At 59.1% G+C, this 12187-nt stretch carries 13 protein-coding genes; 10 read left to right on the top strand and 3 right to left on the bottom strand.

The features are described 5' to 3' along the window. Nucleotides 1-544, top strand: a 544-nt coding sequence (locus QP503_RS01365) for a hypothetical protein (protein WP_285101059.1), incomplete at its 5' end; no start/stop codon positions are given. Next, entirely contained in the window at nt 541-1608 is a 1068-nt protein-coding gene (locus tag QP503_RS01360; protein WP_285101057.1) for a MarR family transcriptional regulator, read from the top strand. The genes QP503_RS01365 and QP503_RS01360, both read left to right, overlap by 4 nt. A 68-nt stretch (nt 1609-1676) precedes the next feature. Here QP503_RS01360 and QP503_RS01355 read toward each other — a convergent pair whose 3' ends face one another. Together QP503_RS01355 and QP503_RS01350 are read right to left on the bottom strand one after the other, a co-directional pair. Further along, nucleotides 1677-1949, bottom strand: a complete 273-nt coding sequence (locus tag QP503_RS01355; RefSeq protein WP_285024170.1) for a hypothetical protein — start codon at nt 1947-1949, stop codon at nt 1677-1679. A 16-nt stretch (nt 1950-1965) separates the two neighbouring features. Then, nucleotides 1966-3048 carry a hypothetical protein gene (locus QP503_RS01350; RefSeq protein WP_285101055.1) on the bottom strand — a complete coding sequence of 361 codons (1083 nt, stop codon included), beginning with the start codon at nt 3046-3048 and terminating at the stop codon, nt 1966-1968. A gap of 60 nt (nt 3049-3108) precedes the next feature. Between QP503_RS01350 and QP503_RS01345 the strand changes: the two genes are divergently transcribed. The 8 genes from QP503_RS01345 (at nt 3109) to QP503_RS01310 (ending at nt 11737) form a co-directional block, all read left to right on the top strand. Continuing rightward, nucleotides 3109-3675: a DUF6668 family protein gene (locus QP503_RS01345; RefSeq protein WP_006680490.1), complete on the top strand. Its 567-nt coding sequence runs from the start codon at nt 3109-3111 to the stop codon at nt 3673-3675. Beyond that, nucleotides 3675-3989 (top strand): hypothetical protein, encoded by a 315-nt coding sequence (locus tag QP503_RS01340; protein WP_006680489.1) that lies wholly within the window; start codon nt 3675-3677, stop codon nt 3987-3989. The genes QP503_RS01345 and QP503_RS01340 overlap by 1 nt, the downstream gene beginning before the upstream one ends. Next, nucleotides 3989-4750, top strand: coding sequence for a DUF8175 domain-containg protein (locus QP503_RS01335; RefSeq protein ID WP_285067579.1), 762 nt, complete (start codon nt 3989-3991; stop codon nt 4748-4750). Before QP503_RS01340 ends, QP503_RS01335 begins: the two co-directional genes overlap by 1 nt. After that, nucleotides 4751-5998: a collagen-like triple helix repeat-containing protein gene (locus tag QP503_RS01330; RefSeq protein WP_285101053.1), complete on the top strand. Its 1248-nt coding sequence runs from the start codon at nt 4751-4753 to the stop codon at nt 5996-5998. After that, nucleotides 5995-7476 (top strand): SCO6880 family protein, encoded by a 1482-nt coding sequence (locus QP503_RS01325; RefSeq protein WP_131367596.1) that lies wholly within the window; start codon nt 5995-5997, stop codon nt 7474-7476. The genes QP503_RS01330 and QP503_RS01325 overlap by 4 nt, the downstream gene beginning before the upstream one ends. 143 nt (nt 7477-7619) lie before the next feature. Continuing rightward, nucleotides 7620-8951 carry a putative type IV secretion/conjugal transfer ATPase gene (locus QP503_RS01320; RefSeq protein ID WP_131367595.1) on the top strand — a complete coding sequence of 444 codons (1332 nt, stop codon included), beginning with the start codon at nt 7620-7622 and terminating at the stop codon, nt 8949-8951. Then, a complete protein-coding gene (locus QP503_RS01315) occupies nt 8933-10660 on the top strand; it encodes a type IV secretory system conjugative DNA transfer family protein (protein ID WP_285101051.1) in 1728 nt (575 codons plus the stop codon). The genes QP503_RS01320 and QP503_RS01315 overlap by 19 nt, the downstream gene beginning before the upstream one ends. Before the next feature lie 15 nt (nt 10661-10675). Continuing rightward, nucleotides 10676-11737, top strand: a complete 1062-nt coding sequence (locus tag QP503_RS01310) for a hypothetical protein (protein WP_285101049.1) — start codon at nt 10676-10678, stop codon at nt 11735-11737. Between the two features lie 49 nt (nt 11738-11786). On the opposite strand, the gene QP503_RS01305 is transcribed toward QP503_RS01310, so the two are convergent. After that, nucleotides 11787-12170, bottom strand: a complete 384-nt coding sequence (locus tag QP503_RS01305) for a DUF4913 domain-containing protein (protein ID WP_040318430.1) — start codon at nt 12168-12170, stop codon at nt 11787-11789. Nucleotides 12171-12187 lie beyond the last annotated feature (17 nt).

The raw sequence follows: 12187 nt of genomic DNA, 5'->3' as shown, positions 1-12187 counted from the left end.
AGCGCCTGTGGGGTGCGAGGGTGAGTTTTTTGGTTCGGTTGGGTCTGGTGTGGAAGTCGAGATTGATTCGCCGTTGGGGGTGGCGGATGCGGAGTTGATCGCGGAGTGCCTGCCACCGCCCTTGAGGGTGCTGGATGCTACGGGCGCTGTTGCGGTGGCGCGGGTGTTGCGTGAGTGCGTGGACGCGGGTTGGCAACCGGCCCAGATTCGCCAGGTGATGGATCAGGCTTTGCCGCCCAATGTTGGTCGTTTGCCGGCCTTGGTGTGTTACAGGCTTCGGGCGAATGTGCTCAAGGGCCAGCCCCCGGCGCGTAGTGCGGATGAGGATCCGCGTGTGCGTCGTGAGCGTGAGCGCCAGGCGGAGCGCGCGCGTCAAGAGCGCATTGAGGCTCTTGCGGCCCTGGTTGAGCCTGGGGATGTTGATCCGTTGTGGGATCAGGCGTGGAGCCAGGTTGTGTCTGAGAACCCGGAGGCGTCTCGCGTGGAGCAGTTGCATTTGGCGCAGGAGCGTCACGCTGTCTTGCTGGGTGGTGAGTCGGCGTGAGTGTGTCGTGGCCGGTGTGGGCGCGTGGCGTGAAGGGTTTAACCCCGTCGCAGTCGCTGGTGTTGTTTGAGCTTGCCCGTTTGGCTGATGCTCGGGGCGTGGTGATTTGCGCGGTTGAGCACCTGGTGGAGGCTACGGGCGTGGCGCGCCGTAGCGTGTTTCGCGCGTTAGCTGGGTTGGAGGAGCGCGGCGTGCTTTCTCGAAAGATGCGCTATCGGGGCGGTAAGCAGGCTTCGTCAAGGTTTGTTTTGCATTGGGTGACTACTCGTAGCCAAGCGATTGTCAGTGATGATGTTCGCGAGGCTGGGGTAGTAGTTGAGTCGGGCGCTCAGGCGTGCGAGAGCACTGTGGCTTTGCGTATTTCGGATAATGAGGGTTTGCGCAGGACTCTTGAGCAGGCCGCGTCTGAGGGTTGGCGTGGGGCTGCGGCTCAGTGTTTGGCGGCGACGTTGCACCAGGTGGGTGCGCGCCAGTTTTCTAGCGCGATTTCAAGGGGTATGCAGTTTTCGGGCATGTCGTATTCCGAAGCGGCGTGTGACACGTATGGGATCGCGTGGGAGGTGGCGATAACGTGCACTGAGCAGCTTGTTGAGGCTTCTAGCCCGTGGGCGGTGTGGACAACGATTGTGAACCGGCGTTGTTTTGCTCGTGATGATGCTCGTGGCGTGGAGGAGCTGGTGGAGCCAGCGATGATGCCTGAGATGGGTTTGCGTCCTGGTATGGGCCAGGAGGGTGAGGTGTGGGTGTCGGTCGATGATTTTTCCGGCCCGCTTGCTCGACTGGTTGAGGCCTTGATCGATGCGGGTATGAGTGAGACCTTGGCGTGGGCGGGCACGCTTCGCGTGGCTGAACTGGCGGTGAGTGATGCGTCAAGGCGGCACCGGGCAGCTGGTGTTGATCCGCGTTTATCTGATCTTGGTGTGAGCCCGGATGCGGGCAGGGCGTGGATGACGATGTTAGTTGGCTCTCGCCGTGGCGTGAAGGGTAGTATTTTGGATGCTGATGATGAATCATTAGCGTTAGCGGCTCGCGAGGTGGTTGAGGCTCTTACCCCCGCAGCCTAGTTAATGTGACGCGTGCCACTATAGGGAGTGTGGGCAGAGTGCCAAATTGGCACTCTGCTTTTTGGTTTTTATAGGGGTTTGAATTCGTCGTTGATTTGTTGGATGACTTCTTCGTAGTTGGTGTCTTGTCCTACTTCGACCGTGTTTGTGGCGACGGTGATGAGGATGCGGTAGAAGATTCTGTTTTCGTTTGGGTCAAAGCCGTATTGGTAGGCCAGTTGTGTTCCCACGGTTTGAGCTGTGGCGTAGTCGTGGGCGATGAAGTATCTACTTCCGGCCTGGTCGGGGGTTGTGCCCTCGAAAGTGACGATGTATTCGTTGTGGTGTTCGAGTTGTTGCATGTGTTGGTTTCTCCGGTTAGTAGATGGTGATGGTGCCCGAGTTTGCTAGGCCGTCGCAGCTGGTGGTCCATGATTGTGTGCCGAGTGGGATGCCACTAACGGTGGCGTATGCGGTTCCGGGGATTGAGGTGCTTGCCGCCCCACCGGTTCCGCCGATGCTGATGCTGCATGTGGCGTAGCCGCTGCCTGAAAGATTGATTGCGAAGTGTGCGGCTCCGCCTCCGCTGGTGTTTACCGAGGTGTTCATTGATGTCACTCCAGCAGGAGCCGGAGCAGGTGCTGGGGCTGGTGCTGGAGCCGGCGTGGGTGCTGGTTCTGGCGAGGGTGCTGGTGTGAGTTCTGGTTCGGGTTCTGGTGCTGGTGCTGGTTCCGGCGTGGGTGCAGGTTCTGGTTGGGGTGCTGATTGCGGTTGGGTCTCAGACTGGGGTGTGGGTTTGTCGGTTTCTTGAGTCGAAACCGGCGCGCTTGGCTGCCCGGTTGGTTCGCTGGGTTTTCCGCCACCTGGTTGTAGCATGCGCACACTGAATATGACCGCTAGCGTCATGAGGATGATGAGTGTGGCCACGATGAGCTTTAACCGTTTGATTCGGGCCGGCTTATCCTTGCTGTCACCTGGGTTGTGCGTTGCAGGTTCTGCTTTTTCCTGAGGCGTTTTTCTGTTAATGCCTTGAGGCCCTGGGGCAATAGTTTCTTCTACTCTTTGTGGCTCTGGTGGCCTTTGGGGTGGAAGGGTGGCTTGTTTGTGCAGGGTTTGGGGCAGGGGCTGAGTGTGGTCTAGTTCGTCGCGGGCAAGGTTGCTGGCAACTCCGGCATTGCTGGCATTGCTGGCGTTGTCGGTGGTGGGGGTTTCCGCGTTGTCGGTGTGGTGGGTGTCTATGTCTCCGTTTGGGTGGATGCTCATGTGGTAGGTGCCGTCTGGGCCGCTGGCGGTCACGGGGAGGGTGCGCCCGTAGTGTTTGGCGATGGAGGCAGCGACGTTCATGGCTTGCCTCTGTGCGTCTTGTCCTGGTGGTAGTTGGGCTTGGGTGATGCCGGCGCTGGCGATGGTGATGGTGCCGTCAGTGTTTTGGGTGATGGTGATGGGTGGCCAGGCGGTCATTTCTCGTCCTTGTTTTGGGTGTGTGCGCACGTTCTACGTAGTACGTAGAAGGGAGCGCACATGAGTGAAGCAAATCCGTGGGCTAGCCCGCCTGTCATGCCTGTGCAGTCGCCCGCGCCGGAAAGGCCGGTGCGGGCGCGGGTGTGGAAGCCGGGTGCACAGGTGTCGATGACGGGCGGGTTGCCGATTGTTTCGGCTCAGGGCCAGGAGTGTCCGCTGTGGGTGGTTGCTGCTCATGGTGGGGCTGGGGCCACGTCGTGGGCGAGGCTTCTTGGCGCTGGCGATGCTGGCGTGGGTTGGCCTGATCCGAGTGGGTTTACTCGCGCGGTGGTGGTTGCTCGCAATAGTTTTGTGGGGCTTCGGGCCGCGCAGTCGGCCGCTATCCAGTGGGCTTCTGGCCAGGTAGAGCGCGTGGAGTTGGCGGGCTTGGTGTTGTCTGCGGACGCGCCGGGCAGGCCGGTTAAAGAGCTGGTGGAGCTACGTAAGCGGATAGAGGGGGCGTTTCCGCGCGTGTGGCTGGTGTCGTTCCAGGCCGCGTGGCGCGCCCAACTGGCGTGGGAGGCCCCTGTTTCGCGTGAGGTTCGCAAGGTTTTGAAAGATTTGTCTGTGATTGGAAAGGAAGTCTGATGACGGTTTTTTCTAGGGGTACTGCCCTGATTGGTGCGGGTAAGGCACGCTTGGTAGCTGGCTTGGCTGGTTTGGAGCTCAACCCGGTTCCTGTGGCTCCCCCTGGCGTGGTGGATAAGGTGTCGACGGTGTTGAACTGGCTGATGTGGATTGCCGGGGCAACGGTGATTGTGGGCTTCATTATTGGTGGCATTATGCTCGCGGTTTCTAATGAGCGTGGCATGGGTAATGAGAACGTGCGCCGTATCGGGTTTGTGATTATGGGCGCGGTCGTGATCGCAGCGGCTGCGGCTTTAGCGAAAGCACTGCTGTGATGGCGGAGGAAGAAAAGGCTGTTAATAGTCTGGTTCGCCCAGGGTTTATTGTTTCTGCCTTGCTGCTTGTCGCTTTGATTGTGGGGTTGGCGTTCTTATTGTTTACCCGCGAGAACGCTCGCGAGGTCGGCGGTGATAAGCCTGTTGAAGTCTCATCTACTAGGCAGGAAAGTGGGGGCCAGGCCCAGTCTGGCCTGGTCGAGGACGCGGGGCTACCTGAGTCTGATTCAGTGTGCGGGCTTGTCGCCCATGACCAGGTGGTTCCATCTCAGGCCTTGCCGTCTGTGCCGATCGATGTTGGTGATCGTATTCAGGTGCCACATGTTGACGGGTATGGGCCGGGCGTGACGGAGGGCGTTTCGCATTGTTTTGCGCACACCCCGTCTGGAGCGATTCTTGCGTCGGCTAACTTCGTCACGTGGTTTTCATCGAAGGAACGCCTCGATGAGGTGGTGCCTACGCTCATGGCTACAGGGCCTAATCGGGATCGGTTGGAGTCTCAGATTAAGAGTCAGTGGCAGGGCGAGACTGGTTCGCCTGTGATGATTCACGGGTTTAAGTATGAAGATCGCGGCCCTGATAACGCGATGGTGGTTCTCGCTGTTTCACCCGTGGCCTCTCCCGACAAGATGATGGGGTTCCCGGTGGTGCTGGTGTGGCAGGGCGGGGATTGGAAGGTGGAGGCTCCGTCTACTGATTCGTGGGGTGAGCGGATTATTGATTCGCTGCCTTTAGAGGGGTTCGTGGAGTGGGGCGCGTAAATGTGTCATTTCTGGGAGTTATCGTGCAAAATTAGCGAGGCCGCGACTGAGGCGAGTGAGAACATTATTGCCCAGTGGGCGTTCAACATCATTCAGGACGTGTCGGCCACGTTGCTGAAAGTCGGCACGGTATGGCTAGGCGTTGGCACGCCTAGCCTGACTGGAGCCGATTCTGCGGTTGGTTTCATCCATTCCACCACTCGTCTCCTCGTACTGGCTTTAGCTATCGGCTCGTTTATGGTCGCTGGTATTCACTTGGCCCTTTCTAAGCGCGGCGAGGGTGCGATGAACGTCTTGCACGCCCTGTTAGCTCTCGCTTTGGTTTCCAGTGTTTCTGTTGGCGCAGGCCAGCTACTGGTGGAGGCCTCAGATGAGTTTTCCACGTGGGTTATTGGCTTGGTTATAGATGGTGATGCAGGACAGTTTGGCGTCAAGATTCTCAACGTCACTGGTATTAACGGTGGCCTGGGGCTAACGATTTTGATCGTGGGCGGCTTGGGTGCACTGGTGGCAAACCTGGTGCAGATTGGCCTGATGTTTATCCGCTCATCGATGCTGATTTTGCTGGTTGGGATCATGCCTGTGGCGGCGGGAGCGTTTTCTACCAAGTGGGGTAGGGCATGGCTGAGCAAGATCATCGCCTGGTTTTTCGCGTTCTTAATGTTCAAACCGGCCGCGTCAATCATTTACGCGGTGGCAATCAAGCTGGTGCAGGGCGAGTCGTGGTCTATTGCTGATGGTGATGAGCTTACTCGTTTCATTACCGGGGTAATCATGATGATTTTGGCGGTACTGTCGTTGCCCGCACTGATTACTTTCATGGTTCCAGCCACTGAAGCGCTCAGTAGTGGCGGTTCTGGCGCTGGTGCTGGTGCGGGCGCGGTTCTAGCTACTGGCGCGATGACGGTCGCCAGGGGCGCGGGTGCGGCCGCTAGTGGTGGCGCTACCGAAGTAGCAGGCGCTGCCCTTGGCGCAGCCCAATCAGCTCACGGGGCAATCAATAGCGTAGCTTCGGGTGGTTCGCCTGGCGGCGGCGAGAATAGTTCGCCTGGTGTTTCAGGGCTGGCGGGAGCTTCTGGGTCTAACGGTCAAGACGGCGCTACAGGACCGTCTGGAGCTAGTGGCCAGCCGGGTGCTAGCGGGCAAGATGCGGTGCCTAGCGCGGGCGGGCAGGCCCCATCGGGTGCGAGTGAGGCGGCAGATACGGCTGGTGGCGGGCCTAATGGTGGGCAGGAGGCTCAGTGGTGAGTGATGAGGCGGTAAAGGTTCGCACGTACGGCAACTGGCGGGTTCCACGTCGCGCAGGGCTTGGCAAGCTCGGTTTTGGTGAGTCGCTGATTGTTTTGCTTGGCCTGGCCGTGGTGTCGGTGGTGGCCATGTCCAAAGGCGTGATGGTGGCAGCCCTTGTCGCCGTGGCGTGGGCAGGCGGAGTGTTGCTTGTGATTACGCGCGACGTGCACGGAGTGTCGGTTTTAGAAAGGATGAGGCAAAAGATGCGTTTTCGGCGGGCGGCGCGTAGGAAGTCGAACATTCATGCTTCTGGTGGTCTTGCGGTTGATCCAACGCAGGGTAAGTGCCACCTACCTGGAATGTTGTACGGCTCGCGTCTGAGTGAGCATAAGGACTCTTATGAGCGTCCCTATGGTTTGGTTGAGCATGGGGATGGCACGCTCAGCGTGGTCATGTCTGTCTCACCTGAGGGGGGCGGTTTGACCGATCAGGACACGGTGGATCACCAGGTGGCATTGTGGGGCATGTGGCTTGGTGATTTGGGCGGGCAAATGGGCGTGGCTCAGGCCAGCGTGTGTGTGGAGACGATTCCTGATAGTGGGGATCGGCTTCGCCGCGAGGTGGGTGCTCGCATGAGCGATCAGGCCCCGCTGGTAGCCCGCCAGATTCTGACCCGTGTGGTCGATGATTATGGGCAGGGTGCGGCGAGGGTGCGCGCGTGGATTACGCTCACGTTTGACCCGTCTAAGATGGGCGCTTCGGCTAAGAAACGTCCGCAAGTTGTTTCACGTATTTCTTCGGACTTGCCGGGTCTTACTCAAACGCTGATGGGCACGGGCGCGGGCGGGGTGCATCTTTTGACCGCGCGTGAGGTGTGTCAGCTCACGCGCGTGGCGTTTGATCCGGCGAGTGAAGCCTTGTTTGAGCAGGCAGCGAATGCTGGTGAGGACGTTGCTTTGACGTGGGAGGATGCCGGGCCTATGAGAGCTGTGGCCCAGTGGGATCATTACCGGCACGATTCGGGTCTTTCACGCACGTGGGTGATGTCGAGGCCTGCGCGCGGGTATGTCCAATCTGGCGTGCTACGCAAGATTTTAGAGCCGTCTCGTGACGTGCAGCGCAAGCGCGTCACTATTGTGTACCGGCCTTTGGATGCGGCCAAGGCTCCAGGGGCGGCGGATGCGGATGTGAACCGCGCGGCCGCGCGGGTGGAGAACACGCCTCGGCCTACCGCTACTGCGCGTAGGGAGCTTCGTGCAGCTCAGCAGGTGGCTGATGAGGAAGCGTCGGGCGCGGGCTTGTTGGATTTCGCGCTGATTATTAGCGCTACAACGAGTGCCGATGAGCTTGATGATACTTCTAGCGCGGTCCAGGCGTTGGCCGCTTCTTCACGTCTTTTGGTGCGCCCGGCTTATGGCGCGCAGGATAGCGCGTTCGCACTCGGCCTACCTTTAGGGCTTCGCCCGGCTTCGCAGGCATTGTCTGGAGGCTGGTAGGCGTGGCTTTTGTAACTGACCTGGTATCAGCCCTTTTCACCAGCTCTACCACTACTAGCAGTAGGGGCAAGCCTGGTTCTGGCACGGTAGCTAATCAGCCGCTGATCCAGCCGTGGCGCGCCACGTCGAAACAAGTGTGTGGCATGTTCCCTTTCATCGTGGGGTCGAACACGGCTTTAGTGGGAGCGCCCCTTGGTCGGGCCTTGCATGGTGGGGGAGCAGTGTGCGCCGACGAAATCTCATGGTTTGAGCGCGGTTTGATTAGTGCCCCTTCGGCAATGGTGCTCGGCTTGAACGGTTTGGGTAAGTCCTCTCTGGTTCGGCGCATGATTACCGCTTCAGCCGGGTTCGGGGTGCACACGATGGTTCTGGGCGATATTAAGCCAGACTATGTGGCGTTGATTGAAGCCCTTGGCGGGCAAGTCATCAGTATTGAGCATGGTGGTGCGGGTATTAACCCACTCGATGCTGGCAACGTCCGTGAGGCCGTGGAGTTGTTGGAAGCGGCAGGCAAGTTTGAGGATCGTGACAAGCTCCTGGCCGCAGCCCATGAGCGTAAGAAAGACATGGTGTGCTCCCTCATCCACATTATTCGTCGTACGCCACCTTCAGATAGGGAGGAGACGATTGTTGACGAGGCTATCCGTATTTTGGAGACCTATGATCGGCCAGTAGTGTTGGCTGACCTTTTGGAGGTTGTGCGCTCCGCTCCAGATGAGCTCCGCGCAGCCGCACTGGATCGCGGCGATATTAACCATTACCGGACGGTCACCGAGAGCTTGGAAGCGTCGCTCATGGCTTTGTTGTCGGGCCGCTTTGGCGGTCTATTCGCGGTGGAGACTACAACGCCGATGATGATGGATCGTTCCGTAGTGTTTGACGTGTCCGCATTTAAGGAAGCCTCAGAGGACCTACAGGCCGCGTTGTTGCTTGCTACGTGGTCGTACGGGTTTGCGACCGTGGAGATCGCGCAGACACTGGCTGATGCGGGTGTTGCTCCGAGGCGGCGTTACAAGATTGTCATGGATGAGCTGTGGCGTATTTTGCGCGCCTCATCGGGCTTGGTTGAGCGTATTGACTCTCTTACTCGTCTGAACCGCACGGTGGGTGTGGGCCAGCTGATGGTCACGCACTCGATGGCAGATTTTAACGCTCTGGCTTCCCCGGCAGACCGGCTGAAAGCCTTGGGGTTTGTTGAGCGGTCGAAAATGCTGTTTTTGGGTGGTCTGCCCGCCCGTGAGATGGAGTTGTTGGAGGGCGTGTTTTCTTTGACTGAGAAGGAAAAGTCGATGCTGACCTCGTGGAATGCTCCGGGCACGTACGACCCCACCACGGGTAGGGACGCCCCGCCTCTTGGCATGGGCAAGTTCATGTTGAAAACCTCGAACGCTCCGGGCACACCGTTCCAGGTGCGTTTCGTAGCGGGGGAGGCTGCCTTGTCGGATACGAACCAACGGTGGAACAAAAGAAGATGAGTGCGCGCGATGATGTATCCACGTGGGAGCCGTCCACTGTTGTAATGGCGGTCTTTATCGCCATTGTGGGCGCAGCTAGCCTGCTTATCACTCTTGGCGCACACGCTTGGGCGCTCTGGCGCGGGGTAGACGGGGTTTCGTGGAACCCGTTTACTCTCATGATCGAGGTGTTTCAGGGCCGGCTTGACCCGACCGGCGAAGTGTATTGGTGGATTGGCGGGGTAGGCGTTGCCCTCCTCATCCTTGTCCTTACTGGTCTGGTTCTGGCACTTCCACGCCGCTCTAAGCGCTCTAGGCGCGGTGATGAGGCCGCGCAGTGGGCTGGTAGGGGTAAAGATATTGAGCCGATCACGAAGGCGGCTGTGGCCGCTAAAGCGAAGCGTTTAGGCGTGAGTGGTGCCCTCGGATTCCCGGTGGGTCGCACGGTGGCTGGTGGGATACCGGTTATGTCATCGTTTGAGGACGTGTGTATCACGATTGCAGGGCCGCGTACAGGTAAGACCACCTCGTGGGTGGTGCCGCGCATTTTCGCTGCTCCTGGCGCGGTTGTGGCCACGTCGAACAAACGGGACATAGTAGATGAGACCCGCACGCGTCGTGCTCAGGCCACGGGTGAACAAGAGTGGGTGTTTGACCCTCAAGGCCTCGCTGGGGAGGAACAGTCGTGGTGGTGGAACCCGCTGTCGTACGTGACTGATTATGTGCAGGCAGGCGCGTTGGCGGACATGTTTTTATCTGCTGAGGACGTGTCGAATAAGGACGGCAACGACATGTGGGATCAGTGGGCGTGCCAACTGATTGCCCCGATGCTGTTAGCGGCCGCCACGGCAGGCAAGCCCATTACGGCTTTGCACACGTGGTTGGCTGACCAGACTAATGATGAGCCGGTTCTGTTGCTCCGCAGCCTTGCAGGCGAGTGCGCTGAGGATGACGTGCGAGATGATCTGTTGAAAGCTGCTACTAGCCTGGAAGGGTTTATGGGTATGCCCGCTGAAACGCGCGGCAGTGTGTATGGTGGCGCGGTGCGGATCATGCACTTTTTGAATAACACGCGTCTCATGCGTTGGGTCACCCCCGTCAAGGGCGTGCCCGAGTTTCACCCAAGCGAGTTCGTTAAGACCAAGCAAACCTTGTATTGCTTGTCGCAAGAAGGACGCGGCAGTGCAACCCAGATTGTCACCCCGCTTACCGTGGCCGTGGTTGAAGCGGCCACGGCCTACGCCACTAGCCAGGCGGGCGGCAGGTTGGCTACTCCCATGCTGATCGAGTTGGACGAGGCCGCGAATGTGTGTCGGTGGAACGAACTGCCCTCGCAGTATTCCCATTTTGGTTCTCGCGGGCTGTGTGTAGACACGGTGTTGCAGTCGTGGAGTCAGGGTGAGCGAGTGTGGGGCGATAAGGGCATGAAGGCCCTTTGGTCGGCCGCGAATGTGAAGGTGTATGGCGGTGGCGTGTCAGAGCCAGACTTTTTGCGCAACCTCTCAGAACTGATTGGTACACATTGGGTGGACTCTACCCAGATTTCAAGTTCTTCTCAGGGCAGGTCGTATTCAACATCTAAGGCATCCCAACAGCGGCCTATTGCCACCGTGTCGGACTTGCAGGCACTACCGCAAGGCAGGGCGTGGGTGTTCGCGTCGGGCGCGGTAGCCACTTTGGTGCGACTGATCCCGTTTTGGGACCAGGAAGATTATCAGCCGGGCAAGTAGTTAAGGGAGAATACTATGGCAGATCACGTGTTGAATGAGACCAGCGCGGAAATGGTGCGCGCATGGCGGGTAGCGATGGCGGTGGGCCGTTTCATGGCCATGCGCAGAGAACAAGCCTTACGCAAGGCTGAACAATCCTCAGTCCAGCATGAGAGAGCGTTGCGAAGGGCGATTGAGGATGAGCGCCTGTTAGCGCAAAAGGTTTACTCTCAAGCCCTTGACGATAAGTGGTGGCACACCGCCGTCGAAGATGACGCAGCCTACGTTTACGGGGTGGCACGCCGTTTTAGCGATATTGACCCCCAGGCAGAGTTAGCTGCGCGCAGGTGTGAGAGGGAGGCTAAAGAGCGGTGGGGCATTGACGTTCACGGCCCGCTGGCAAGACCAGGTGATATTCCCAGTGTGGACGAGGCACTGAAGGACGCTCCCGTGCTCGATGGTGAGGACGCGGCCGAGTTAAAACCGGCCGTGCAAGAAGTGTTGTACCGGGCCTATCAGGACGGGGACTATCAGATGGTGGGCCAGGATCGGGCCGAGGCGATCTTGGACTACGTGCAAGAGCAGAAGGACACTGCCCCGGATTGGCTCAATAGTCTCTGGCAAAAAGACTTATCCCAGTGGCTAGACGGGGACGCTCATATCGCGCAGCGGGTGCGCGATATTTATCCCGACATTCAAGCAGCTGAGCAGATGTACGCCGAAGCCGTTGGCATGGCCGCTCACGCTCAGCGTCAGGCGGGCGTTGAAGGCCGAGAAGGGCGCGAGGCGAGGCAGGAGCTCAAGGCGGGCGAGTCTAGCGAGGGTGCAGAAGGCGTAGCGGTGAAAGAGATGAGCGAGGCCAAGCATGCCGGGCGCGGCGCTGAGGTGGCGTGGGATACGATGCAGGCCCGACAGGCGCACGCCCAGTCTTTGCTCGATCAGGGAGCAGACCCGCAGGCGGTGCGCGCGGCGATGACTGCCGACACGGGACTACACCAGCCCGCTAGGATGGCCACGCGCAAGAGCGGTAAGACGAACACTACTCCCGCGCGAGTGCCAAGTAAGAAGGCGGTGCGTGTACAGACCCGCCACATGTAGCAAGCACGAACTGGAGGCGGCCGACACTAGGTAGTGTCGGCCGCTAATGTTATTCGCGCGGTTTGAAAATGTCAGGATCGGCTGGCTCACAAGGAAGCTCCCCATCAGGGTGAGGCCGCATGTCGCGATGCCCGCCCTCGACGCTACAGCCTTTGAAGGGGCCGTCATTGTCGAGTAGTACCGTCATGATCGGGTCAGCGTAGCTCACCAGCCACTGTGCAGATGCTACTGGCCCGGCGTTGACACGCATGTGCTCCCACGCATGCCATAAGGCTTGTAGGCGGTAGACCGCTTCGTCATGTTTCCACCATTGCGGGCACCACGTCATCCGCCCTTTAGGTAAGGCGCGCTCGTAGATGCGCACAAGAAAATCACGTACGAACTCGTCCAGGGTGGGGTAGTACAAGTCTGGGGTTTGTTCTTCGTTGCTCATACCTACTGCGTAGGTTG

This window comes from Pauljensenia sp. UMB0895, from assembly GCF_030218905.1.
Classification (GTDB): Bacteria; Actinomycetota; Actinomycetes; order Actinomycetales; family Actinomycetaceae; genus Pauljensenia; species Pauljensenia turicensis_A.
Note: the sequence above shows the minus strand (reverse complement) of the source record. Positions and strands in the feature narration are given on the sequence as shown.